Below are 24,180 nucleotides of genomic sequence, written 5' to 3' on the forward strand. Positions count from 1 at the left end.
GGCGTCCGGCTATTCCGAACGCGGCTGGCGCTGGCGGCCTTCGCCGCCACCCTGGCCCTGGCCAGCCCCTTGGGCCCCGTCGCGATGGCGGCGCTGCCCCTTGCCCTGGCCTTGACCCTTGCCCTGGCCTTGCGGACGCGCGCCCGGCAGCTGGACCTTGCCGCCGTCGCGCAGGCGATCGCCGCCCTCGGTGATGACCTTGTCGCCGGCCTTGAGGCCTTCGGTGATCTGCACCTGGACGCCGGTGGCTTGGCCGGTCTTCACCGGCGTCTTGGAGACGGTCTTGTCGGCGTTCAGCAGCCAGACGAACGAGCCGTCGCTGCTCTGGCGCACGGCGGTGGCGGGGACGACGACCGCGCCCTTGATGGTGTCCAGCTCCATGCGGACGTTGACGAACTGGCTGGGGAACAGGGCGTTGCCGGTGTTCGGGAAGCGGGCCTTGGCTTTCACCGTGCCCGTGCCGGTGTCGACCAGGTTGTCGAGGGTCGAGAAGGTTCCGCGGTCCAGGGTCTGGGTTCGGGTGCGGTCCAACGCCGTGACCGGCACGTTGGCGCGGCCCTGGCGGGCGGCGATGCGCGGCACGTCGTCCTGCGGGACGGTGAACTCGACGTCGATCGGCGAGACCGTGGTGATCACCGCCACGCCATTCGCGTCGCCCGCGCCGATATAGTTGCCGACGTCCGTCACGCGCAGGCCGACGCGACCCGAGACCGGGGCGACGATGCGGGCGAAGCCGAGATTGAGCCGCGCCGTACCGACGGCGGCGCGATCCGACATCACCGTGCCTTCCAGCTGCTTGACCGTCGCGGCCTGGGTGTCGACCTCCTGGCGGGCGATCGAGTCCTGGGCCAGCAGGGTCTGGTAGCGCGACAGGGTCAGGCGAGCGGCCGCCAGCTGGGCCTCGTCGCGGGTCTGGTTTCCCTGCGCCTGCAACAGGGCCATCTGGTAGGGGCGGGGATCGATCTGGACCAAGGTCTGGCCGCGCTGGACCACCTGGCCCTCGCGGAACAGCACCTGGGTGATCACGCCCGAGACCTGCGGTCGCACGGTGACCGTCGCGGCGGGTTTCACCGTGCCCAGGGCGTCGATGATGATCGGAAGATCGGTGGTCGCCGCCGCGGCGACCGCCACGGTGCTGGCCGGCCCGCGCCGGCCGCCGCCGCTGCCAAATCCGCCGCCGGGGCCTCCCGGACCGCCGCCGCCTTCGCCCTTGTCGCCGTGCAGCAGCGTCCAGGCCAGCCAGATGACGCCGATCAGGGCGAGGATGGCGATCAGCCCGCCAAGGATCAGCGTCCGGCGGCGCGGGGGCGTGCGCGGGGTGTCAGTCATCGTCAGCCTTCGAGTCAGCCGCGAACGGGCGCGGCGTGAACGGGCGGCGACAGGCCGCCCCTAGGGAGCCGTCGATAAGCAGACGGTCTCCCGACCCGTAGAGGCCTAACGTGTGCGCCGGTTTTCAGGTCTGAAATGATCTCGCCGCGATAGGGCTCCGCTTGGCTGTCGGAAAGTCGCCATATCGTGTAGAATGCGCATGACGCACAGGGGCGCTCGGCCGCTTGCGCGGCCTCGTCAACCTACTGGTTTTCAGAGAGAATGGTGGGCGCAGTAGGATTCGAACCTACGACCCGCTGATTAAGAGTCAGCTGCTCTACCAACTGAGCTATGCGCCCGCTCGGTCCGAAGCACTTGCGTGCCTTGGCGGCGAGGCGCGGAACATACTCAAAGAATCTTGGAACGCAAGGGACTATTTTTTGGCCAGACGAGATATCAGCGGAGCCGTGGATTTCGCTTACCTGGAAGGGTTCGCGGCTGGAGATTCCAGGGTCGTCGACGAGGTGCTGGCGCTGTTTCGCGAACAGGCCGCGCTGTGGACTCCGATGCTGGATCCCGTCCATCCCGGCTGGAAGGACGCGGTCCATACGGTCAAGGGCGCGGCGCGGGGGGTCGGGGCCTTCGCGCTCGGTGAGGTCTGCGAACGGTGCGAGGCCGGCCAGGAGAGCCTGGAGGGCGTGCGGACGGCCTTGGACGTCGTCCTGATGGACATCGCCGCCTACGCCCACGAACAGGCGCTGCGGTCGCTGAAGGGCTGACGGCAAAAAAACAGGGGCCGAAGCGAACTTCGGCCCCGAGGAGGAGAGGGTGCGATGGCCCGCCTTAGAACTTGGCGCGCATCGTGACTTGGTAGGTGCGGCCGTCGTAGTCGATCCGGCGCGGCAGCATCGGGTCGTTCTCGTATTCCGAACGGGTCGCGTCGGTCAGGTTGAAGGCGTCGACCGAGACCGTCAGGCTGTCGGTGATCTTGTAAGAGGCGGAGGCGTCGAGCTGGCTGCGCGCCTTGACGGTGCGGGCGTCGCCGACGAACGAGTTGCCGGCGGCCAGGTCATACTTGTCACGCCAGTTGTAGACGAGGCGGACGCCCCAATCCTTGCCTTCGTAGTAGCCGATCAGGTTCAGGTTGTTCTTCGACACGCTGGGCAGGGTGATCTTGTTGCCCGCCGTGTCCTTGCCGTCGATCTTCGTGCGCGAGAAGTTGAACGCGCCGCCGAAACCGCTCCAGAAGCCCGGCAGGAAGTCGAGGTTCTGCTGGATGTTGAACTCGAAGCCGGTGACGGTCATCGGGCTCTGGTTGGTCTTGCCGCTGATATTGACCTGGGCGTTCTTCAGGACGCCGCCGGCGCCGACGAACTTGTTCGAGCTGACGCAACGCGGCGTGCCGGCCGAGTTGTCGATGCTGAGCGTGCCCAGGTCGACATCGAGGCCGTCGATCTTGCCGCTGGCCGGGCAGAGGATCGCCTGGTCGGTGATCGGGCCGATATAGCCCTGGATCTCCTTGCGGTAGGCCGCGATCGAGATCAGGCCGCCCGGGCGATTGTACCATTCCAGCGACGCATCATACGAGTCGGAGGTGTACGGCTTGATGTCCGTGGCGCCGAGGGTGACGGTATAGACCGGGTCGGTCGGCGGGTTCACGTCGACCGGCACCTGCACGAAGGTGGTCGGCACGTTGTCGCGCGGCTGCGGACGGACATAGGTGCGGTAGGCGGCGGCGCGGAACACCAGGTCGTCGCGCAGGTCGGCCACCACGATCGCCGACGGCAGCCAGTAGTCGTAGTTCCGCTTCGACGTCTGGGTGGATAGCGAGTGGTTGATCGGACCCGCCAGCGACGCCAGGGCGGTGGTGCAGTTCTTACAGTTCAGGGCGACGATCTTGTTGTCGGTGTACTCGTAGCGCGTGCCGACGGTGCCGCGGACTGGAACGCCGAACAGTTCGGTCTTGAACTTGGCCGCCAGATACGCCGAGAACACGTCGTTCTGGTTGCTGAAGTTGTTGTTCCAGTAGTTGCCGTCCGTGTAGTTGTTGACCACGCCATAGGGCGTCAGGAATACGCCGGGCGCGCCCAGGGCGAACTGGTCGGGCAGGCCGTTCGGATTGGTCGCCGTGCGCAGGTTGGTGTTGACCGGCGTGATCGCCTTCAGGATCCGGTCGATGTCGACGTTCATCCAGTTCGACGAGGCGCCGGCCGCCTGACCGCCGAAGAAGTCGCGCGCGTACGACAGCTGTCCGGCCATGTCGGGCGTGATGTTCTGGGTCTGGGCGCCCAGGGCGGTGTTGCGCGAGCCGCTCGAGGTGAACTTGTTGTGCTCGGCGCGGCCGCCGAACGTCAGGTTGGTGATGATCGAGCCATCCAGCGTGCGGTCGAAATCGAGCTGGAACGCGTCCAGCACGTTGTCGGCCTGACCGCTGGTGCCGGTGACGCCGAAGCGGTCGGCCGCGGTCGTCGCCGACTGGCCCGGCATCTGGGCGCCCGCTTGGGTCGGCGCGGTTGGGGTGGCCGGGATCAGGAAGCCGCCCGTCGGCAGGTGGGTGGCGTGCGGGGTGTTGAGCACCGCCGTGTAGTTCGCCAGGTCCGTTCCGCCCAGGTAGACTGAGGTGGTGATGCCGTTCAGGCCGGCGACACCTAGGTTGCGATAGGGGTTCTGGACGACGTCCAGCTCGATCTGGTTGGCCTGGGCCTTGGCGCGCGAGACGGTCAGGTTGGCGGTGGCCTTCCAGGCGTCGTTCTTGAACTCCAGGGTCGGGTTGATCGCCCAGGTCTGGTTCTTGGCGGGCTCGGAGCGCACCGAGTCGAAGGTGTTGATGTTCTCGGCCGAGAACTTGTTGACGTAGGCGCGGTCGCCGTTCGGCGTCTTGACGATATAGGGCGTGCCGACGTCGGTGATGTGGGCGACGGCCGAGGTCGCCGTCAGGGCGGTGTTGGTGTTGTTGCCCGGACCGGCGTCGATATAGAGCAGGTTGTTGGTCGCCTCATCCAGCTTGCGCTTGGTGATGAAGCCGTTGGCCCCGAACTTCCACTCGTCGTTGATCCGCCATTCGAAGCCGGTCGCGCCCGATAGGGTGGTGCCGCGGTTGAACTTGACCAGCTGGCGGGTCTGGCTGGGATAGTAGACGCCGCCCGGATACTTGGCGATCAGGGCGTCGTACATCGGGTTGTTGCCGGGCGTGGCCTGGTTGCCGACCTGGATCGAGCCCAGGCGATTGGCCCACGAGTTCACGGTGATCGAGTCGCGGCGGAACTTCTCGTCCTTCCACGCGACGACGCCGAACACGGCGAAATCGTCGGTCAGGTGCTTGTTGTAGCCGAGCGAGGCCTGTGGGCTGCCGAGGTTGCCCAGGTCGTTATACTCGTAGGACAGCTTGGCGAAGCCGCCGTCCTTGCGGGCCAGGGCCGGGTTGATCCGCAGATCGATATTGCCCGAGAGGCCGCCGGCCAGGTTCGACGCCGACGGCGACTTGATGACGTTGATCGCGGTGAAAATGTCGGAGTTGAACGCGCCGAGCGGGGTCGAGCCGTTCAGGATCGGATCGGCGAAGGCCCCGCCGTTTAGCGTGGTGCGCGCGAAGGTGCCGGGCAGGCCGCGCAAGCTGATCGTGGCGTTACGGCTGTCGGCCTCGCGGTTGATCTGTACGCCGGGAATGCGCTGGATGGCCTCGCCGACGTTCAGGTCGGGAAAGCGGCCCAGGCCATCCGACGAGATGCCGTCCGAGATCTCCAGCGTCTCGCGCTTGGTGGCGATGGCGTTAGCGTAGGCCTGGCGGAAACCGGTGACGACCACGGCTTCGACGGTCTCGGCCTCGGGTTTGGCGGGCGCGGTCTGCCGGGCCTCGGCGGCCGAGCCGACGGCCAGCGCCGCGCAGGACGCCATCAGCGCGGCGCGAAGAGCGAAGGTGTTGCGAGCATGGATCATGAGAAATGCCTCCCCCGGCGCACTGACCTGGCGCCCTTGGCGAGACTTATCCGACCAGTCCGCGCCATTGTCAAGAATTGGTAATGCCACTTGGCGCAAGCTGGCGACCACGTGGTCAGGCCAAAACCTCAGCGTGTGGGAGGGTTGGTCGTCGATGGAAGCGCGCTCAATGGTGAAAACGCACCAGGTGTTGAATTGTCGAGGAAAACCCGACCCTAAATGCCCGGGCCGACATGAGCTGGTCAGGCGAACCTTTGTCTCATTTGTCTGACTAATGGTATGACCAAATTAGCCGTCCGACTTGACCGCCCTCAAGGGCGTTTCGCGGGCCAATTTTAAAGGATGCGTAATTGGCGGGATCGGCGCGGCCTCGCTAGAACAGGGGCTCTAGACACGAGGAGTTTTCCCATGCCCCCCAGCCCCTGGAGCCACCAGCGCGCCGCCGGCGTCGCCGACGACATCGACTTCGAGATCAAGGGCGAGGAGCTGCAGTTCGTCGAGATCGAGCTCGATCCGGGCGAAAGCGCCGTGGCCGAGGCCGGCTCGTTCGTCTGGAAGGACGCCAGCGTCCAGATGACCACCGTGTTCGGCGACGGCTCGGCCGACCAGGGGGGCGGCTTCATGGGCAAGCTGCTGGGCGCGGGCAAACGGCTGGTGACCGGCGAGAGCCTGTTCACCACCGTCTTCACCCATACCGGCCAAGGCAAGGCGCGGGTGGCCTTCGCCTCGCCGACGCCGGGCTCGATCCTGCCGCTGAACCTGGGTCAGTTGGGCGGAACCCTGATCTGCCAGAAGGACAGCTTCCTGGCGGCCGCGCGCGGCGTCTCGATCGGCATCCATTTCCAGAAGCGGATGATGACCGGCCTGTTCGGCGGCGAGGGTTTCATCATGCAGCGCCTCGAGGGCGACGGCTGGGTGTTCGTCCAGATGGGCGGGGCTCTGGTCGAGCGCGAGCTGGCCCCGGGCGAGGAGCTGCACATCGATACGGGCTGCGTGGCGGCCTATACGCCTGGCGTCGATTTCGACCTGGTGATGGCCGGCGGCGTCAAGAGCGTGCTGTTCGGCGGCGAGGGCCTGTTCTTCGCCCGCCTGCGCGGCCCGGGGAAGGTCTGGATCCAGTCCCTGCCGTTCGCGCGCCTGGCCGGCCGCATGATGCAGGCCGCTCAAGGGCAGGGCGGCAACCGCGGCGAGGGCAGCATCCTCGGCCAGTTCGGGAACCTGATCGACGGGAATTAGGCCGCAAAAGGCTGTCATCCCGGCCGCAGCGAAGCGGAGAGCCGGGACCGCCACAAGCGCGGAGCTTCCGGCGGTCCCGGATCTGCGCGCTACGCGCTTGTCCGGGATGACAGCTTCTATTGTCCCTTGGTCCGATCCCAGCTGTCGTACTCATAAGCGATGCAGCGGTCGATCAGCGTGCGCCAGACCGGTTCGGCGATGGCTTCTGACAGGCCGGTTTCGCGGGCGGCCGCCTTGACCTTGGTCACCACGTCCTCGATCCGCGCGCGGTCGAACACCTTGCCGCGGTCGGCCTTGATGCGGGCGGCCGCGTCCATGTAGCCCTGGCGCTCGGTCAGGAGCTGGACCAGGGCCCGGTCCAGGGCGTCCACGCCCTGTCGCACGTCGGCCATGGTCTGGCAGTCGGCAGGCGCGAGGCGCTCGTCGACCGTGAGAGTCGTCGTTTTCATGGGCCCCTTTAAGCCGGTTCCGTCGCCTAAAACCAGAGCTGTAGAGGCTTAAATGCCCGAGCCATTGTCCATGGTCAGCAGGGCGGCTTCGTGGGCTTCGGCCTCGGCTTTCAACCAGGTCACGAAGGCCTTGACCTGGGGCAGGCGGCCCTTGGCCTTGGGGTGGACGACGTAATAGGCGAAGTCGACCGCCGTGGAGGCCTCGAATGGGATGACGAGGCGCCCCGAGTCGAGGTCGGCCTGGGCCAGGGTGCGCTTGGCCAGAGCGATGCCACGGCCGTTGGCGGCGGCCTCGATCACCAGGCTGGACTGGTTGAAGCGCGGGCCGCGCGCGCCGTCGACGCCCTTGATCCCGCGCGCCGCCAGCCACATCGCCCAGTCGGGGCAGCTGTCGTCGGCGTCGGGCGAGCCGTCGTGCAGCAGGATGTGGTGGGCCAGATCCTCGGGACGTTCCAGGGCGTTCTCGGCCAGCAGAGCGGGGCTGGCGACCGGCACCACCGTCTCGTGCAGCAGGCGGATGACCTCCAGGCCGGGATAGCGGCCCGAGCCGTAGCGGATGGCCATGTCGACCTCGCCGGTGGCGAAGTCGACGACCTCCATGCCGGCCGACAGCCAGACGTCGACCTGCGGGTGGGCCTGCTCGAACTTGCCCAGGCGCGGCACCAGCCACTTGGCGGCGAACGAGGGGGCGGCGGTCAGGGTCAGGCGCCGACCGTCGACGGCGGCGGTCAGCAGGCTGGCGGCCTCGGCCAGCCGGTCGAACGCCTCGCGCAGGGCGGGCAGGGCGGTTTGCGCCGCGTCGGTCAGCAGCAGGCCCTTGGGCGTGCGTTTGAACAGGGCGGCCCCGACATAGTCCTCGAGGTTCTGGATCTGCTGACTGACGGCGCCGGGCGTCACCGACAGCTCGTCGGCGGCGCGGCTGAAGTTCAGGTGCCGCGCGGCGGCCTCGAACGCGCGCAGGGCGTTCAGGGGCGGCAGGCGGCGGCGCTCGTTCGGTCTTTCCATGAGTTTTACTGAACGCCCCGGCAGAAGTCCTTGTTTGCGAATTGGCCTCTTCGCGCCGAGTTTGCAAGCGTTCGCTGACGGATTGGCCCTTTTCGTCAGTGGGCGCTAGCGGGGTGGTTCGTAAGAGCCGCCCCGTATTGCGTTGAAAACTCAAAGGGTCGCGCGGCGGCGAGAACGTCGCTCCGCGCTTTTAGAGGACCTGACACCCGATGGCCCCTCGCACGGCGCCGCCCAGCAAGTTTGGCCGCAAGTCCGGTCTCGTCGTCGTCGGCGGGGCGCGGGCCGCGCGCGCCCCCGGGGCGGTGTGGCTGGTGGGCGCCGGTCCCGGCGATCCGGACCTCCTGACCTTTCGCGCCTTCAACGCCCTGCGCGCGGCCGATGTCGTGGTGCATGACGGCCTGGTCTCCGACGAGATCCTCGACCTGGCGCCCTCGGCGGCGCGGCGGATCAACGTCGCCAAGCGCAAGTCGCGCCACACCCTGCCGCAGGACGACATCAACCAGCTGATCGTGGCTCTGGCCCTGGATGGCCTGACCGTGGTCCGCCTGAAGGGCGGCGACCCATTCCTGTTCGGCCGCGGCGGCGAGGAGCTGCTGGCCTGCCGCGCCGCTGGCGTCGACTGCCACGTCGTGCCCGGCGTCACCGCCGCCCTGGCCGCCAGCGCCGGGGCCGGCGCGCCCCTGACCCATCGCGGCGCGGCCCAGGCGGTCACCTTCGTCACCGGCCATGCGGCCCATGGGGAGCCCGACCTGGACTGGACCGCGCTGGCGCGGCCCAACCAGACCGTCGTCGTCTATATGGGCGTCTCGACCGCCGGCCTGATCGCCGAACGCCTGACCGCCGCCGGCCGCGCGGGTTCGACCCCGGCCCTGGTCGTCGAGAACGCCAGCCGCGCCGACGAACGCCGCATCCTGACCACCCTGGCCGACTTGGCCCAAGCCGCCGAGGGCCTGACCGGCCCGGCGCTGCTGATGGTCGGCGAGGCGATGGCCATGGCCGACGTCGCGCCGGCGGCCGATCTGGTTTCCCATTCTCTCCCGTTCGAGCGGAGCTCGCGCCCATGAAGGCCATCACCGCCAACCGCCTGCTCGACGGCGAGGTCGTGTTCTGGAAGGGCGGCCAATGGGTCGAGCGCTTCGGCGAGGCCGAGCTGTTCGATACCGACGAGCCGGTCGAGGCCGCCGTCGCCACGGGCAAGGGCCAGCCGACCGTCGTGGTCGACGTCTATCCGATCGACTTGATCGAGTCCGAAGGCCGCTGGGCGCCGCTCAGCTATCGCGAACGCATCCGGGCCCTGGGCCCCACCAACGAACCCACGCACGGCAAGCAGGCCGAGGGCGGCGACGTCGTCGAGGCCCTGCGCCACGCGGCCGGCGCGGCGCGCTCGACCGGCCGTGTCGATCTGATCCGCAGGAAGTAGGGCGGAAAGCCATGTACCAGTACGACGTCATCGACCGTGAATTCCTGATCGACCGCTCGAGCGAGTTCCGAGGTCAGGTCGGCCGCCGCCTGGCCGGCGAGATCACCGAGGACCAGTTCAAGCCGCTGCGGCTGATGAACGGCCTTTATCTGCAGCTGCACGCCTACATGCTGCGGATCGCCATTCCGTACGGTTCGCTGAACCCGACCCAGACCCGTCGTCTGGCCGAGATCGCGCGCGACTACGACAAGGGCTACGGCCACTTCACGACGCGCCAGAACATCCAGTTCAACTGGATCAAGCTGAAGGACGCGCCGGACATCCTGGACAAGCTGGCCGAGGTGGACCTGCACGCCATCCAGACCAGCGGCAACTGCATCCGCAACACCACGTCCGATCCCTATGCCGGCGCCACGGCCGAGGAGATCGACGACCCGCGCGTCTGGTCCGAAGTGATCCGCCAGTGGTCGACCCTGCACCCGGAATTCTCGTTCCTGCCGCGCAAGTTCAAGATCGCCATCACCGCCTCGGCCAAGGACCGCACCGCGGCCAAGGTGCACGATATCGGCCTGCTGCTGCGCCAGGGGCGCGACGGAACGCACGGTTTCGAGGTGATCGTCGGCGGCGGCCAGGGACGCACGCCCTATGTCGGCCCGAGCATCAAGCAGTTCCTGCCGACCGACCGTCTGCTGAGCTATCTGGAAGCCGTCCTGCGCGTCTACAATCGCCACGGCCGCCGCGACAACATCTACAAGGCCCGGATCAAGATCCTCGTCGCCGCCCTGGGCGCGGAGGAATTCGCGCGCCAGGTCGAGGAAGAGTGGAGCAAGATCGACGCCGCCCGCGCTGACCTGCCGGCCGCCGAGCTGGCCCGCATCCGCGCGTCCTTCGCCAAGACGCCGTTCGAGACTCTGCCGGCTCGATCGGAAGCCTTCGAGCTCGCCAAGGCCCATGACAGCGCCTTCGCCCGCTTCGTGCGCAACAACGTCCGCGCCCACAAGCAGCCGGGCTATGCGATCGTCGAGGTCTCGCTGAAGGCGCCCGAGCAGACCCCGGGCGACGCCTCGGCCGATCAGCTGGAGCTGGTCGCCGACCTGGCCGAACGCTACAGCTTCTCGGACCTGCGCGTCACCCACGCCCAGAACCTGGTCTTGCCGCACGTGAAGCAGGACGACCTGCCGACCGTGTTCGCGGCCCTGCAGGCGGCGGGCCTGGCCACGCCGAACATCGACCTGATCAGCGACATCATCGCCTGCCCGGGCCTGGACTACTGCGCCCTGGCCAACGCCCGCGCCATTCCGATCGCCCAGGACATCGCCCGCCAGTTCGCCGATCCCGATCGCGCCGAAGAGGTCGGCGAGCTGAAGATCAAGATCAGCGGCTGCATCAACGCCTGCGGCCACCACCACGTGGCCCACATCGGCATCCTGGGTGTCGATAAGAAGGGCGAGGAGTTCTACCAGCTGTCGCTGGGAGGCTCCGGCGCCGAGGACGCCTCGATCGGCAAGATCCTGGGTCCGGCCCTGCCGGCCGATAAGGTCGCGACGGCCGTCGACCAGCTGGTCGGAGCCTATCTGAACGTCCGCGCCGATGGCGAGCGCTTCCTCGACACCTATCGCCGCGTGGGCCTCGAGCCCTTCAAGGAGGCTGTCTATGCCCAAGCTGATTGAGCTGGCGGACGGCGAAGCCCGCTGGGCTGACGACGCCTTCGTCCACGTCGCCGACGAGGACGCCATTCCCGACGCAGGCGACGTGATCCTGTCGCTGGCCCGTTTCGAAGCCGAGGGCGACGCCCTGCTGTCGTCGAACAGCCGCCGCGTCGGCGTGCGCATCGAGTCCGACCAGGAGGTCGAGGTTCTGGCCTACGACCTGCCGCGCATCGCGGTGGTGGCCCTGGCCTTCCCGAAGTACCGCGACGGCCGCGCCTATACCTCGGCCCGCCTGCTGCGCGAGCGGTTCGGCTATCAGGGCCAGGTCCGCGCGGTGGGTGACGTCCTACAGGAGCAGGCCGGCTTCATGGTCCGTTGCGGCTTCGACGCCTTCGAGCCCGCCGACGGCGCCACGCCCGAGGCCTGGACCAAGGCCGCCCGCCGCTTCCGCCACGTGTATCAGCGCGCCGCCGACGACCGGGTGGTGGCGTTCGAGGAAAGGGCCTCCTGATGGCTTACGACCAGACCGGCGCAACGGCTCCCGGGCTGGCGGCTCGGCTGGACGCCGAGCTGCGCGACGCCCATCCGCTGACCATCCTGCGCGCCGCCCACGAGCATTTCGGCGACCGGCTGGCCCTGGTCTCGTCGTTCGGGGCGGAGTCGGCGGTGCTGCTGCACCTGGCCTCGCAGGTGTCGCCGGCCATTCCGGTGCTGTTCCTCGACACCGGCATGCTGTTCGGCCAGACGCTGGACTATCGCAAGAACGTCGCCGCCCAGTTCGGCCTGACCGATGTGCGCGACCTGCGCCCGGCCTTCGCGGACCTGGCGACCCAGGACCCGAACTCGGACCTGTGGCGCACCAGCGTCGACGCCTGCTGCAACATCCGCAAGGTGCTGCCGCTGGACCGGGCCCTGGGCGGCTTCGACGCCTGGATCACCGGCCGCAAGCGCTTCCACGGCGGCGATCGCCTGAGCCTGCCGGTGGTCGAGGAGGCCGACGGCAAGATCAAGTTCAACCCGCTGGCCAACTGGGGCAAGGCGGAGCTGGACGCCTATGTGGCCGAGCACAACCTGCCGACCCATCCGCTGGTGGCCCAGGGCTACGCCTCGATCGGCTGCTGGCCCTGCACGAAGCCGTCCGAGGATGGCCGGTCGGGCCGCTGGGCGGGCCAGGAAAAGACCGAGTGCGGCATCCACGTCGCCCGCGCTCCTGGCGTGGCCTCGAACGTCGGCGGGGATATCTAGACCGGCATTCGCGCCAGCCGGGGCAGGGCCAGGCGCTCGGCCTCGTCGCGCGCCAGGAACCGCAGCTCCACCACCGCGCCGCCGTTGCGCCGGTTGCGGATCGTGATCTCGCCGCCGTGCGCGTCGGCCAGCGCCTTGACCACCGCCAGGCCCAGCCCCGAGCCGCCCGTCGCTCGAGTACGCGACAGATCCGCGCGCCAGAAGCCCTCGAAGGCCCGATGGTCCGCCGGGAAGCCGGGGCCGCGGTCGGCGGCCTGCAGCACGCATTCGCCGTCCTGGACAAGGGTGCGGACCGACAGGCGACCGCCCTCGGCGGCGTAGCGGCGGGCGTTCTCCAGAATCGCCCGCAGCATCTGGCGCACGCGGGCAGGGTCGGCGCGAACGAGGGCGGGCTCCAGATCGGTCTCGACGACCATTCCGGCCGCCGCGAATTGCGGAGCCAGGGCGTGGAGCACCGATCGGGTTTCCTCGGCCAGGTCGCAGTCGGTGACTTCCAGAGCCAGGGCGCCGGTCGAGACCAGGCTGACCGTGCGCAGATCGTCGATGATCCGCGACAGGTCGTGCACCTGGGTCAGCAGCGCGCGCATCTGCGCGTCGTCGCGCGGAAAGACGCCGTCCAGCGCCCCTTGGATATAGCCGTTCAGCACGGTCAGGGGCGTACGCAGCTCGTGGGCGATGGCGGCGGACTGGAACCGCATCCGACGCTCCGAGTTCTCCAGCGCCTCGGCCTGGGCGTTGAAGCCGTCGACCAGACTCTGAAGTTCGCGGGTCAATTTCGGCGGTGGGACGATGCGGTGGCTGAAGTCGCCGGCGCCAATCTTCTTGGCCCCGTCGGCGACGGCGTTGACGGGCTCGGCGAAGCGATGCGCGATCCGCCCGGCCAGCCACACGCAGATGACGATAACCAGCAGCGACAAGACCGCCACGCCGGCATAGCTGAGCACGACCGCGCGGGTCTGCTCGGCCGCCATCGTTTTCAGCAAGGCCAGCATGTCGGTGTGTGAGGGGACTTCGTTGCGGTCCAGTTGCTCGATGGCGTGGACGAGGCGCGGGGGAATACGGCTCTTGATCTCCAGATTGATCAATCTGTCGATCCCGGCCGAGGCGGTGGCGATGAAGACGACCGCGCAGACCAGCATGCCGGCGATGGCCGTGCCCAGGCGGCGAGCGAGGGTGGGCGGGGCCTTCACGCCGCGCCGACCAGGCGATAGCCGACGCCGCGCACATTGACGACGAAGCCGACGGCTCCCGCCGCCTCCAGCTTGCGCCGCAGATTGCTGACGTGACTGTCGACGGTGCGCTCCAGGGCGTCGCTGTCGGGCAGGCAGGCGTCGAGGATCTCGGCCCGGCCCAACACCCGCATTGGCGCATTCAGGAACTGAACCAGGATGCGAAACTCGCTGAGCGTCAGGTTCAGGGTCCTCGCGCCGGCGTCGCGATCGACCACGCGGGCCAGGTGGGCCGAGAGGTCGGCCTCGATCGGGCCATGGCGCAGCATTCCGGCCCCGCGGCCGCCGCGCGTCCGCCGCAGCACCGCCTTGACCCGCGCCACCACCTCGGCCGGGTTGAACGGCTTGACCACATAGTCGTCGGCGCCCATCCGCAGGCCCGTGAGACGGTCGATGTCCTCGGCCATGGCCGTGGCGAAGATCACCGGGGTGTCGCCGCGCCGCCGCACCTCGGCCAGCACGGCGTAACCGTCCGTCTTGGGAATGTTGACGTCCAGCAGCAGAAGGTCGGGATTGAGGCTGCGGTGCTGCTGCAGGGCGATCTCGCCATCGGCGGCGCAGACCACGCGCAGGCGCTCGCGCTCCAGATAGGTCTGCAGGATGCGGGCGATGTCGGGGTCGTCCTCGACCACGCAGATCAGCGCGTTTTCCATCTTCGGGATCCTGAACCTGGGCCGCGCATCCTGCCGGGGGACTGTCGAGGTTTCGTGGAGGTTCGGCGAAAGCCTCGCGATCCCTACGCAAGGCCCGCGGATCGTCGTTCTGGCAAATGAATTACTCTTAAGGTCGCCCGCACGCGGTCTCCACACTTCGCGCGCAGACCCTCCATCGCCTGCCGCCACCAAGGCTCCACGTCCAGCTGGCCCCTCCGCCGGCGTCGTCAACGAGATGGAGTCTCTCCCATGCTGAAAATCACGATCATCGCCGCGGCCCTGCTGAGCACGGCCTTCGCCGCCCCCGCCATGGCCCAGGACGCCGACACCCTCAGCGGCTTCTACGCCGGGGCCGACGTCGGCTACGCCAAGCCCAAGACCAAGCTGGACTTCACGCCAAAGGCCGGCGCCGCGGCCGCCGGTTCGGCCAACAAGACGGGCTTCGACTACAGCGGCTTCGTCGGCTACGGCGCCGTGGTCGGCGAGAGCCTCTATCTGGGCGGCGAGGCGTCGCTGGGCGCCGGCGGCGGCAAGGCCTCGCGCAATCTGGCCGGCTCCAGGGTGACGATCGATCCGGGCCTGCGCTACGGCGCGGCCGCTCGCGCGGGCTTCGTCGTCACCGAGGGCGGCCTGTTGTACGGCAAGGTCGGGCTGGAGCGCCGCAAGGTCGAGGCCTCGATCATCGGCTCCAAGAAGAAGCTGACCGAGAAGGGCCTGGTGTACGGCGTCGGCTACGAACAGCTGCTGACCGGCAACCTGTCCCTTCGGGCCGAGGCGCTGCGCGTGAAGTACGACGACAAGGCGGTGACCTTCGCCGGCGGCGAGAAGCTCAAGCTGGACGGCAATGAAACCCGCTTCAACCTCGGCGCGGTTCTTCGCTTCTAGGCTCGCCTCATGCCGCCCGGGTCATTCTCCCGGGCGGTACGTCTTGACGGCGTGCTTCTTGACGTCCTCGGGATAGAAGTAGACGTCGCGCAGATTGCCCTGGCTGTACCTCAGCGCCTGGTCGTTGAAGTGCGGGGAGGCGGGATCACCGCTCTCGCCGCCCGCCGAGACGGCGCGGGCCCGGACCTTGTCGCCGAACTCGACGACCGCCACGAAGCTGTTGCCCAGGGTCCCATAGTACTTCTTCGTCCCCGGCCAGCGCTTGGCCCCGAACGAGGCCAGCGAGCCCCATTGGGCCGAAGTGAACGGCACCGGGATACTGGGCTTGGCGTCATCGAACGTCTGGACGATCGCGCCGTCGTTGCGTTGGAAGCGGTTGATCTGGCCCCACGACGTCTTCCACGATCCGAAATCGGCGGTCAGACGATCGGACGCCTCGGCCAGGGCCGCCAGCTTGTCGGCGGCGGTCAGCCTGTAGGCCATGAAGTCGTAGGGGTTCAGCCCCTGGGCCTTGGCGGCCGGCGCGGCCTTGGCCCACATCGCTTCGCCCCAGAACACGGCCAGCGATGTTTCCGTGGATCGGGCCGACCACCTGCGGTCCCAGGCCTTCAGCGCGGCCACCTGATCAGCCACCTTGGCCTTGATCGGATCGCCGTCGGGCGTGGCGGCGTAGGCCGCCTCCAGCGTCGGGATCAGCCGCGCGAACGCGGTCAGGTACGGGTCGTAGGCCTTGTCGATCAGGCCGCCCAGGGTGAGGTTCTTGGCGTCCTTCAGCACGAGGTCGGCGTGGATCCCGCGTGGGTTCTCGCCCGCGCTGTCCATGTACCTTGGATAGTCGGCCTTCTTCGGGCTGTAGGGCCCCGCGGCCGTGTAGGGCCAGTTGTTGGTGTTGAAGACCCAGCCGTTCGGCGGGTTCAGAACGTGCGGCGCGTCGTTCAGGGCGTGCAGGCCCTTCCAGTCGGTGGCCGGGTCCGAGCCATCCACGGGCTTGGTGTAATCGAAGCGGTCGTCGCGTATGGGAATGAACTGCGGGTGCAGATAGGCGATCTCGCCCTTGGCGTCGGCGAACAGGGTGTTGTTCGATGAATTGGCCTTCAGCTGCGCCACCTTCATGAAGCTGGCGTAGTCCGTGGCCTTGGTGCGCAGGAACGACTGCTCCAGCGCCGCCATCGGCTTGTTCATCAGGGCGATGGTGATCCACTTGCCGTTCTCTTCGCGGACGATCGGACCATGGTGGGTCTTGAAGACGGTGAAGCGCTTTTCCGCCATCGTTCCGTCGGCGGCGCGGTAGGGGACCGTGATCACCTCGCTCTTCAGCGGGCGCAGCGCCGCGCCGTACTTGTAGAAGCGTTTCCCGTCCTTCTCGACGATGGTCTCGGCGAACTCGTCGACCACGTCGACGCCGCTGGAGGTGTGCATCCAGCCAGCCTTGGCGTTGAAGCCCTGGTAGATGAAGAACTGGCCCCAGGTCGTGGCGCCGTAGGCGTTCAGCCCCTCGTCGCTGGCCACCTGCATCTCCGAGCGGAAGAAGAAGCTGGTGTGCGGGTTGATCAGCAGCAGGGCGTGGCCCTCCAGCGTGTTCTTCGGGGCGATGGCGAAGCCGTTCGAGCCCTTGGGCTCCTTGAACAGCAGGCCCTTCTCGTCGGCGGTCATGGCCAATTGGCGCTGGCCGTAGAAGGCCTCCAGCTGGGTCAGGGCCACCCGCTCGATGTCGCCGCCGATGCTGCCTTCCGAGAAGCTGAGCGCCATCCACGGCTCGAAGTGCTTGATGACCTTCGGCTTCACGTCCGGATGGGTCGCCAGATAGAAGTTCAGCCCGTCGGCCCAGCCGTTCATCAGGGTCTTCAGCCAGGCCGGGCTCTTGGCGTAGTCGGCCTTCAGCACGGCCGGATCGATGAACAGCTTCTGGCGCAGGTCGGCCCAGATCGCCTTCTCGCCCTCCGCCTCGGCCGTGCGGCCCAGCGAGGTCATGAAGTTGGTCTCGACGCGATTGAAGTCGTCCTCGGCCTGGGCGTAGGCCATGCCGAACACGGCGTCGGCGTCGGTCTTGCCGTGGATGTGGGCGATGCCCCAGTCGTCGCGGACGATCTGGACCTTGGCGGCGCGCGCCTTCAGGCCGGAGAGGTCATCGGCGGCGTTGGCCGGCGAGGCGGTGAGAACGGCGGCGGCCATCAAGGCCAGGACGCTGACGGACAGAACACGCATGAACGACCTCCCGAGCCCATCGAGGGCCTCGAACGGTCATCACGTGTAGGGGGAACATCGCCGAGCGCCAAGACGGCGAAGCTCGGACGAGGCGGCGGCGCCTGCTATTGCGGCGGGCAGCCCTTGAATTCGCCGACCTTGCTGACCGACAGGCTGGACAGGTCGATGCCGCGAAGCGTCTTCATCGAGGCGGCCCCGAAGCCGCTGAACAAGTCGAGCTTCAGGCCCTTGATCGCGCCGCCGATGTCGGAAGCGTACCAATAGCCGTCGTGCGCGCCGCCGTCGGGCATGGGCAGGCCGACGGTTTCCTTGATGAAAATCACGGTGCGGCGCGGGATCACCTTGGGATCGACCGCGACGGTGCGCATGGCCGCGACCTTGCAGCCCAGCGAGTCGAACGCGCGGATGCCCTTGGCGCCGGCGTGGTACATCGTGGCCTTCATCTTGAACTCGACCGAGCCGGGCAGGGCGCCGCCGCTCAGGGCCGAGGTGATCAGCTCGCCCAGCGGATCGGCGCGCGTGGTCTGGTCGGACGAAGAGTCCGGGCCGGCGGCGGCGATGGCGGGGAAGGCGAATGCGGAGATGACCGCGGTGGCCAAAATTCCGGCGAGCTTGCGTCGCATCGAGGGGGTCCTCTTATCGGCGTGTCTGTCGGGCGGCGTCTGGATATTCTGATCACAGCCCTGTGACAACCCCTGGAGCCCATACGTCGCAGGCGCCGTTCGCTTGATGAGCGAAAAAGCGGCGTCGATTCAGGGGCTTGAAACTTGGCCTTGGCGTATCGATTTTTTCGCTTTCGACGGCTTCACAGAAGGAACCCGCCATGACGCTGCGCATCTACGGCGACTCGATCTCGGGCAATTGCCTCAAGGTGAAGTGGACCGCCGAACAGCTGCACCGGCCGTTCGAGTGGATCGAGACCAGCGTCCTGGCCGCTGAAACGCGCACGCCCGAGTTCCTGGCCCTGAACCCGGCGGGGCAGGTGCCGCTGGCCATCCTGGAGGACGGCCGCCCGTTGGCTCAGTCCAACGCCATCATGCTCCACCTGGCCGAGGGCTCGGCCCTGGTCCCCGCCGACGCCTATGCGCGGGCCAAGATGTTCGAGTGGCTGTTCTGGGAGCAGTACAGCCACGAGCCCTATGTCGCCGTGGCGCGCTTTCAGGTCGTCTATCTGGGCAAGGCCCCGGAGAGCCTGGAAACGCGGCTGATCGAGCGCGGCGGCCAGGCCCTGGCGCGGCTGGAAACACAGCTGAAACAAACGCCCTTTCTGGTCGGCGAGCGGCTCACCCTGGCGGACATCGCTTTGGTGGCTTACACCCGCGTGGCGCACGAGGGCGGGTTCGACCTTTCGCTGTATCCGGCCGTGACAGCCTGGGTGGAGCGGATGGAGACCGCGCTCGGCATTATCTGATCCTTCGGAGCTCCTCCTTGCGTCTGTCGTCCAGCCTGAAAGTCCTTGTCCTCGCCGCCGCCCTGTCGGCGCCGGCCGCCTCGGCCTTGGCCTGGGGTTCTTCGGGCCACCGCGTCGTGGGCGTGGTCGGCGCCGCCAGCCTGCCGTCGGACGTGCCCGCCTTCCTGCGCACGCCCGCGGCGATCGCGGCGATCGGCGAGTACGCGCGCGAGCCGGACCGCTGGAAGGGCTCGGGCAAGGTCCACGACACCGACCGCGACGCGGCCCATTTCCTGGACATCGATGATCAAGGCCGGATGTATGGTGGGCCGATGTTCACGGTGGCGACCCTGCCGCCGACCCGCGCCGACTACGAGAAGGCCCTGCAGGCCGCCGGCGTCGACAGCTGGAAGGCCGGCTACCTGCCGTACGCGATCATCGACGGCTATCAGCAGCTGGTGAAGGACTTCACCTACTGGCGCATCCTGACCGCCGCGCTGAAGATCGAGAAGGATCCGACCCGGCTGGCCTATTACAAGGCCGACCTGAAGCGCCGGGAAGACCTGCTGGTCCGCGACCTGGGCGTCTGGGCCCACTATGTCGGCGACGGCAGCCAGCCGCTGCACCTGTCGGTGCACTACAACGGCTGGGGCGACTATCCGAACCCCAACGGCTACACCAATGCTCGCTCGACCCACTTCCAGTTCGAGGGGCCGCTGGCCAAGGCCCTGGGCGACGAGGCGTCGATCAAGGCGCTGGTGCCGGCCTACAAGGCCTGCGACTGCTCGATCGAGACCCGCGTCGTCGGCTATCTGACCGAAACCTGGAAACAGACCGAGCCGCTGTATCAGCTGGAAAAGGCCGGCGGCATGGTCGAGACCGATCCGCGCGCCAAGACCTTCGTCCAGGCCCGCGTCGCGGCCGGGGCCACGGCCCTGCGCGACCTGGTCACCGACGCCTGGACCGCTAGCGCCAAGGGCACGATCGGCTATCGTCCGGAGACCAGCGTGGCGGACGTCGAGTCCGGCAAGGTCGATCCGTGGTTCGACCTCTACGGCAAGGACTGAGGCAAGGGATGCTGGCTTTCGGCGCGCCCGTGGCGGGGCTGACCTATCTCGACCGTCCAGCCGCGTTCGGCGTCGCCGAGAACGCCTTGGGCCAGATCGCCCTGGCCCAGGTGAGCAAGCCCGGCAAGGCTCCTTACTTCGACTTGCCCGGCGGGGCCGTGGACGGTGACGAGACCGAGGCCGAGGCGGTGGTCCGCGAGTTCGGCGAAGAGACCGGCCTCGTGGTCGAGGCCGGTCTTCTGATCGATACGGTGTCGCAGCTGTTCCTGAAATCCGACGGCCAACCGGTGCGGAACTTCGGCGGGATCTATGCGGTCAAGGTGACCGGCGAGAAGCCGGGCCTAAAGGTCGAGGACGACCATGCGCTGGTCTGGCTGGACCCGCGCGACGCGGTGGTCGCCCTCCGCCACGACGCCCATGCCTGGGCGGTCGCGGCATGGATGCGCAGAGGCTAGTTCGCGGCCAAGGCCACGCCGGCTCCGGCGGCCTTCGCCACCTTCAGGTCGGCGGCTTGCTTCTCGTTCAGGGCGTCCTGCACATCGGCGCCGAAGTCCATCAGGCAGGCTTTGACCGACAGGCCCCGCAGCCCCTTGGCTTCGCAGGCGCGGTTCGCGGCGATATTCACACGGCGGGCGAACTCACGCGCATCCGTAGGGTCCGACAGGCGCAGGTCGCCGACCTTGATCCGGGCGACGGGCTCGACGCGTTGGCCGGCGTGGGCGGCGCTCAGGCCGATGATCGGGGTGGCGGCCAGGGCCAGGGCGGCGGCGACGGCGATACGGTTGACGATCTTGCTCATGGTCTCGATCCCTCTGGTTGGTCGCCCGCGGCGATCCGTTGAGCGAGGGTGTAGACCTGGTCAGCGCCGAAAACCCGTTACGAGTGCTTCATGACCTCGATTTAAGTCTATGAAACACAAGTAATATTTCCGAAAATTTAGAATTGAACGGCGGGGTCGTCACGCCGGGACGAACACCAGCCTGACGGCGTCTTCCGGGACGGTGCCGCTGGCGATCAGGCGCAGGGGCGGTCGCGATCGGGCGAAGTAGGGCTTTCCGCCGCCGAGCACGACGGGGCGGAGATAGAGGCGATACTCGTCGATCAGGCCAAGGTCGGTGAGACTGGCCGCCAGCTCCGGTCCGGCGACGTCGATGTCGCCCTCGACGTCGGCCTTCAGCCGTCGGACGAACGCTTCGACGTCACGGGAAATCAGCGTCGCGTTGGGGCCGACCGACTTCAGAGTGCGTGACACGACCCATTTGGGCTGCGCCCGCCACGCTTGCGCGAAGTCGCGTTCGATCTCGTCCCAGTCCGGACGGTCCTCGTCCCAATAGCGCATCACCTCGTAGATGCGGCGGCCGTAGAGGCAGCCGGCCAGGTCGCGGACGTGATCGTTGAAGTGGCGATGCAGGGCGGGTCCGGGGATCGGCAGCTGCGGCCCGTCGGTCACGCCGGCGACATAGCCATCCAGCGATTGCATCATTCCGAAGACGAGTTTGGCCATCGGCGAGCTCCATGTTTCAGCCGGTCCGTTCGCCGCCTCGTCCGAAGGACGCGTGAGCGCGCCGGAAGCCGACAACGGTCCGCGAACTTTTTCGGCCCGAGCACGCCGCTAGGTGCAGCCGTCCACCAGGATCAGCTTGCTGGTCGTTGTCCGATGACGAATGGCGAATAGGTCCTGGCGCTCGGGATCATTCAGAAACGCCTCGGCGTTCTCCCGGCTCGGGAATTCGATCACCACGACCCGTTCCGGCGTCCAGTCGCCTTCCATCACCAGGGGTTCGGCGCCTTGGACGATATACCGTCCCCCATGCTTCTCGATGAAGGCCGGAATGGCGGCCATGTAAGGCGCGAAGCCGCGGAAGTCGCGGATCGTCAGGTCGAGAACGAAATAGGCTGTCACGCTTCTTGCCTCGGGCTTGAAATCCTAGGCGGCGGCGAAATCCCGCGTGGCCTTATGGTCGCTCTGGCGGACGGGCAGGGTGAAGCTGACCGTGGTGCCTTCTCCGGGCATGGAGTGCATCTCCAGCACGCCGTCGTGCATGGTGATCAGCGACTTGGTCAGGGCCAGGCCAAGGCCGGTGCCTTGGGTGGTCTTGGAGAACTGGCTCTCGACCTGCTCGAACGGCCGGGCCAGGCGTTCCAGGTCTTCCTTGGCGATGCCGATGCCGGTGTCGGTGACCGAGACCTTGACCGTGTCGTTGAACGGGTCGCGGCGCACCTCGGCGCGGACGGTGACGCTGCCGGCGCGCGGCGTGAACTTGATGGCGTTGGACAGCAGGTTCAGCAGCACCTGCTTGACCGCCCGGTAGTCGGCCTCGATCTCGGGCAGGACCGGGAAGTCGATGCTCAGCTTCAGGCCGGCGGCCTCGGCGCGGTTGCGGATCAGGCGGACCGCGTCCTCGGCCACGTCCTCCAGGTGCATCGGCTCGAACTTGAGGTTCATCTTGCCGGCCTCGATCTTCGACATGTCGAGGATGTCGTTGATCAGCGCCAGCAGGTGTTGGCCCGACGAGTGGATGTCCTGGCTGTAGCCCTTGTAGCGGGCGTCCCCGAGCGCGCCGAACATCTCGTTCATCATGATCTCGGAGAAGCCGTTGATGGCGTTCAGCGGCGTCCGCAGCTCGTGGGACATGTTGGCCAGGAACTCGCTCTTGGCCTTGTTGGCGCTCTCGGCCCTGACCTTCTCGGTCTCGTACTTGCGGGCCAGCTCGGCCAGCTGCTCCTGGCTGCGCTCCAGGCCGGCGATGGCGTTCTGCAGCTGCTCCTCGTTGAGGCGGCGGGCTTCTTCCTGGGTCTTGATCGCGGTGATGTCGGCGGCGGTCATGACCAGGCCGCCTTCGGCCGTGCGGCGCTCGCTGATCTGGATCCAGCGGCCGTCCATCAGCTCGGCCTCGCGCACGCCCTTGGCGCCGTCGGGGGCGGGGTGGTCCTGCTTGATGGCCAGGGCGGCGAAGCGGTTGACCTCGGCGCGCGCGGCGCCCGGCTTCAGCAGCTTGGGCTCCAGCGAGAAGACGCTGCGATAGTTGCGGTTGCACATCAGCAGACGGCCTTGGCGGTCCCAGAGCACGAAGGCTTCGGACACGCTCTCGATGGCGTCGCGGAGGCGGTTCTCGGCGGCCTGGGCGCGGGCCTGGGCGATGCGCTCCTCGGTGACGTCCAGGGCCACGCCGATGATGCGGACATAGCCGTCGACGCCGGGCTTGCCGAACCCCTGGCCGCGGGCGTCGATCCACAGCGAGCGGCCGCCCTGCTCGGCGGCGGGGACACGGAACGACACGTCGAAGGCGCCGTACATGGCCGCGTTCGCCAGGGCCTGGCGGACCCGCTCGCGGTGGTCGATCGAGATCCGTTCCAGGAGGTCCTGGCCCGAGACGACGCCGCCGCCGCCCCAGCCGAACATCGCGCCGGTCACGTCGGACAGGAATACCTGGTCGCCGTTCAGGTCCCATTCCCAGATGCCGCAGCGAGCGGCCTCGACGGCCAGGCGGAAGCGCTGCTCGCTGTCGACGAACTCGCGGTGGGCGACTTCGGCCTTGCGGCTCTGGATCAGCAGCAGCAGCGCCAGGGCGATGCCGACGGCCAACGGGGCTAGCAGGTTGAACGCGCCGTCCATGACCTGCCGGTCCAGGTTGGCGACGGTGTGAGTGGGCGCCGCGGCCAGCACTTGCAGAGCGCCTTCGGCGGCCGGACGCACGGCGACGTCCAGCGCCGCGCCGTCGATCGCCTGGCCGCGCAGGGCGACCGCGCCGTCGCCGACATCTTCGGGCGACAAAGCGAAGGCCTCGCGGACCGTATTGGCGCCTTGGGCGCCGCGACCGCGTGCGGCGATCAGCTTACCGCTTGGCAGCGCAAGGGCCGCGCTGTCGCCCTTTTGAGGGTCTTCGATCAGGCGCGTGGCGTCGCCGCTGGCGATCACGAAGGCGCGGGCGTGGTCCAAGGTGGCGGTCGTGGCGACATAGAGACGGCCGGTGTCGCCGACCGAGCCGGTCCAGGTGGTGCGGCCCGAAGCGGCGGCGGCCTGGGCGGCGGCCTTCCAGTCGGCGCCCTCGTCGCGGCCGGCGATCGACACGACGCCGCTAGGGCCGACGACCGCGACGGCCGCGGCCTCGCCGCCGGCGGCGCGCAGGGCGGTCTCGGCGGCGTCCATGGTCGCGCCCGGATCGCGCTTGAGCAGGTCGGCGGCGGCCGAGAGGCCCGCGCGCTGGGCGGCGAGATTGACCTCGACCCGGCCGGCGATCAGCCCGGCCTTGGCCGACAGCGGGGCCCCGCCGGGCTGGACGGCGGCTTCGTTCTGCAGCCGCTTGACGCCGAAGGCGGTGTAGACGGCCAGCAGCAGCAGCGCGGCCAGGATGGCGACACGGACGAATGCTTGGGAGGGACCTTGAACGGTCTTGGCCCGCATGGCCGCGGGCGCGGTCGGTCCGGCGCGCGCCGGCCCCCCGTGTCTCGCCATGCCCCTGTCCAAACCGCCCGGCTCCGTCACATCATCATGGCGAGTCA

23 protein-coding genes and 1 tRNA gene are annotated in these 24,180 nt (G+C 68.1%); 11 read left to right on the plus strand and 13 right to left on the minus strand.

Annotated elements, in window-relative coordinates; all coding sequences use genetic code 11:
- Nucleotides 1-9 precede the first annotated feature (9 nt).
- Together ASC70_RS11310 and ASC70_RS11315 are read right to left on the minus strand one after the other, a co-directional pair.
- Nucleotides 10-1,329: an efflux RND transporter periplasmic adaptor subunit gene (locus ASC70_RS11310; RefSeq protein ID WP_047404704.1), complete on the minus strand. Its 1,320-nt coding sequence runs from the start codon at nucleotides 1,327-1,329 to the stop codon at nucleotides 10-12.
- Nucleotides 1,330-1,591: 262 nt separating this feature from the next.
- Nucleotides 1,592-1,667, minus strand: a tRNA-Lys gene (locus ASC70_RS11315).
- Between the two features lie 81 nt (nucleotides 1,668-1,748).
- On the opposite strand from ASC70_RS11315, the gene ASC70_RS11320 reads away from it, so the two are divergent.
- Nucleotides 1,749-2,087, plus strand: coding sequence for an Hpt domain-containing protein (locus tag ASC70_RS11320; RefSeq protein WP_056050092.1), 339 nt, complete (start codon nucleotides 1,749-1,751; stop codon nucleotides 2,085-2,087).
- Nucleotides 2,088-2,151: 64 nt separating this feature from the next.
- Here ASC70_RS11320 and ASC70_RS11325 read toward each other — a convergent pair whose 3' ends face one another.
- Nucleotides 2,152-5,244 (minus strand): TonB-dependent receptor, encoded by a 3,093-nt coding sequence (locus tag ASC70_RS11325; protein WP_056050093.1) that lies wholly within the window; start codon nucleotides 5,242-5,244, stop codon nucleotides 2,152-2,154.
- Nucleotides 5,245-5,586: 342 nt separating this feature from the next.
- On the opposite strand from ASC70_RS11325, the gene ASC70_RS11330 reads away from it, so the two are divergent.
- Complete coding sequence (locus ASC70_RS11330; RefSeq protein WP_082539592.1) at nucleotides 5,587-6,480, plus strand: TIGR00266 family protein; 894 nt, start codon at nucleotides 5,587-5,589, stop codon at nucleotides 6,478-6,480.
- A 116-nt stretch (nucleotides 6,481-6,596) separates the two neighbouring features.
- Here the strand turns inward: ASC70_RS11330 and ASC70_RS11335 are convergent, their stop codons facing one another.
- Entirely contained in the window at nucleotides 6,597-6,929 is a 333-nt protein-coding gene (locus ASC70_RS11335; RefSeq protein WP_056050097.1) for a chorismate mutase, read from the minus strand.
- 48 nt (nucleotides 6,930-6,977) lie between these two features.
- Nucleotides 6,978-7,934 (minus strand): transcriptional regulator GcvA, encoded by a 957-nt coding sequence (gene gcvA, locus ASC70_RS11340; RefSeq protein WP_047404749.1) that lies wholly within the window; start codon nucleotides 7,932-7,934, stop codon nucleotides 6,978-6,980.
- Between the two features lie 209 nt (nucleotides 7,935-8,143).
- On the opposite strand from gcvA, the gene cobA reads away from it, so the two are divergent.
- Genes cobA through ASC70_RS11365 form a run of 5 tightly spaced genes read left to right on the plus strand, consistent with a single transcriptional unit; the run spans nucleotide 8,144 to nucleotide 12,248 of the window.
- Nucleotides 8,144-8,998, plus strand: coding sequence for a uroporphyrinogen-III C-methyltransferase (gene cobA, locus ASC70_RS11345; RefSeq protein WP_056050098.1), 855 nt, complete (start codon nucleotides 8,144-8,146; stop codon nucleotides 8,996-8,998).
- Nucleotides 8,995-9,354 carry a DUF2849 domain-containing protein gene (locus ASC70_RS11350; RefSeq protein ID WP_056050100.1) on the plus strand — a complete coding sequence of 120 codons (360 nt, stop codon included), beginning with the start codon at nucleotides 8,995-8,997 and terminating at the stop codon, nucleotides 9,352-9,354. Before cobA ends, ASC70_RS11350 begins: the two co-directional genes overlap by 4 nt.
- A gap of 11 nt (nucleotides 9,355-9,365) precedes the next feature.
- Nucleotides 9,366-11,024 carry a nitrite/sulfite reductase gene (locus tag ASC70_RS11355; protein WP_056050102.1) on the plus strand — a complete coding sequence of 553 codons (1,659 nt, stop codon included), beginning with the start codon at nucleotides 9,366-9,368 and terminating at the stop codon, nucleotides 11,022-11,024.
- On the plus strand, nucleotides 11,008-11,514 hold the full coding sequence (locus ASC70_RS11360; RefSeq protein WP_056050104.1) for a DUF934 domain-containing protein: 507 nt from the start codon (nucleotides 11,008-11,010) through the stop codon (nucleotides 11,512-11,514). The genes ASC70_RS11355 and ASC70_RS11360 overlap by 17 nt, the downstream gene beginning before the upstream one ends.
- Nucleotides 11,514-12,248: a phosphoadenylyl-sulfate reductase gene (locus ASC70_RS11365; protein ID WP_056050106.1), complete on the plus strand. Its 735-nt coding sequence runs from the start codon at nucleotides 11,514-11,516 to the stop codon at nucleotides 12,246-12,248. Before ASC70_RS11360 ends, ASC70_RS11365 begins: the two co-directional genes overlap by 1 nt.
- On the opposite strand, the gene ASC70_RS11370 is transcribed toward ASC70_RS11365, so the two are convergent.
- Complete coding sequence (locus tag ASC70_RS11370) at nucleotides 12,245-13,438, minus strand: ATP-binding protein (protein ID WP_056050108.1); 1,194 nt, start codon at nucleotides 13,436-13,438, stop codon at nucleotides 12,245-12,247. The genes ASC70_RS11365 and ASC70_RS11370 overlap by 4 nt on opposite strands.
- Nucleotides 13,435-14,130 carry a response regulator gene (locus ASC70_RS11375; RefSeq protein ID WP_056050110.1) on the minus strand — a complete coding sequence of 232 codons (696 nt, stop codon included), beginning with the start codon at nucleotides 14,128-14,130 and terminating at the stop codon, nucleotides 13,435-13,437. The genes ASC70_RS11370 and ASC70_RS11375 overlap by 4 nt, the downstream gene beginning before the upstream one ends.
- 249 nt (nucleotides 14,131-14,379) lie before the next feature.
- On the opposite strand from ASC70_RS11375, the gene ASC70_RS11380 reads away from it, so the two are divergent.
- Entirely contained in the window at nucleotides 14,380-15,015 is a 636-nt protein-coding gene (locus ASC70_RS11380) for a porin family protein (protein ID WP_056050111.1), read from the plus strand.
- 21 nt (nucleotides 15,016-15,036) lie between these two features.
- On the opposite strand, the gene ASC70_RS11385 is transcribed toward ASC70_RS11380, so the two are convergent.
- Both ASC70_RS11385 and ASC70_RS11390 read right to left on the minus strand, forming a co-directional pair.
- Entirely contained in the window at nucleotides 15,037-17,220 is a 2,184-nt protein-coding gene (locus ASC70_RS11385) for an acylase (RefSeq protein WP_056050113.1), read from the minus strand.
- A 104-nt stretch (nucleotides 17,221-17,324) separates the two neighbouring features.
- On the minus strand, nucleotides 17,325-17,843 hold the full coding sequence (locus tag ASC70_RS11390) for a 3D domain-containing protein (RefSeq protein WP_047404767.1): 519 nt from the start codon (nucleotides 17,841-17,843) through the stop codon (nucleotides 17,325-17,327).
- Nucleotides 17,844-18,043: 200 nt separating this feature from the next.
- On the opposite strand from ASC70_RS11390, the gene ASC70_RS11395 reads away from it, so the two are divergent.
- The 3 genes from ASC70_RS11395 to ASC70_RS11405 are packed head-to-tail and all read left to right on the plus strand — an operon-like array spanning nucleotide 18,044 to nucleotide 20,132.
- Entirely contained in the window at nucleotides 18,044-18,631 is a 588-nt protein-coding gene (locus ASC70_RS11395; protein WP_056050115.1) for a glutathione S-transferase family protein, read from the plus strand.
- Nucleotides 18,632-18,648: 17 nt separating this feature from the next.
- Nucleotides 18,649-19,677, plus strand: a complete 1,029-nt coding sequence (locus ASC70_RS11400; protein ID WP_056050117.1) for a hypothetical protein — start codon at nucleotides 18,649-18,651, stop codon at nucleotides 19,675-19,677.
- A gap of 8 nt (nucleotides 19,678-19,685) precedes the next feature.
- The gene (locus ASC70_RS11405) at nucleotides 19,686-20,132 is read left to right on the plus strand and encodes an NUDIX domain-containing protein (protein WP_056050119.1); all 447 of its coding nucleotides are present in this window, start codon (nucleotides 19,686-19,688) and stop codon (nucleotides 20,130-20,132) included.
- On the opposite strand, the gene ASC70_RS11410 is transcribed toward ASC70_RS11405, so the two are convergent.
- The 4 genes from ASC70_RS11410 to ASC70_RS11425 form a co-directional block, all read right to left on the minus strand.
- Complete coding sequence (locus ASC70_RS11410) at nucleotides 20,129-20,476, minus strand: UrcA family protein (protein ID WP_047404775.1); 348 nt, start codon at nucleotides 20,474-20,476, stop codon at nucleotides 20,129-20,131. The two genes, ASC70_RS11405 and ASC70_RS11410, sit on opposite strands and share 4 nt — an antisense overlap.
- 159 nt (nucleotides 20,477-20,635) lie before the next feature.
- The gene (locus tag ASC70_RS11415) at nucleotides 20,636-21,181 is read right to left on the minus strand and encodes a dihydrofolate reductase family protein (RefSeq protein WP_056050120.1); all 546 of its coding nucleotides are present in this window, start codon (nucleotides 21,179-21,181) and stop codon (nucleotides 20,636-20,638) included.
- A gap of 108 nt (nucleotides 21,182-21,289) precedes the next feature.
- Nucleotides 21,290-21,580 carry a DUF1330 domain-containing protein gene (locus tag ASC70_RS11420; protein WP_056050122.1) on the minus strand — a complete coding sequence of 97 codons (291 nt, stop codon included), beginning with the start codon at nucleotides 21,578-21,580 and terminating at the stop codon, nucleotides 21,290-21,292.
- Nucleotides 21,581-21,604: 24 nt separating this feature from the next.
- Complete coding sequence (locus tag ASC70_RS11425; RefSeq protein ID WP_056050124.1) at nucleotides 21,605-24,133, minus strand: PAS domain-containing sensor histidine kinase; 2,529 nt, start codon at nucleotides 24,131-24,133, stop codon at nucleotides 21,605-21,607.
- Between the last annotated feature and the right edge of the window lie 47 nt (nucleotides 24,134-24,180).

The organism is Caulobacter sp. Root343 (genome assembly GCF_001425745.1).
Lineage (GTDB): Bacteria > Pseudomonadota > Alphaproteobacteria > Caulobacterales > Caulobacteraceae > Caulobacter.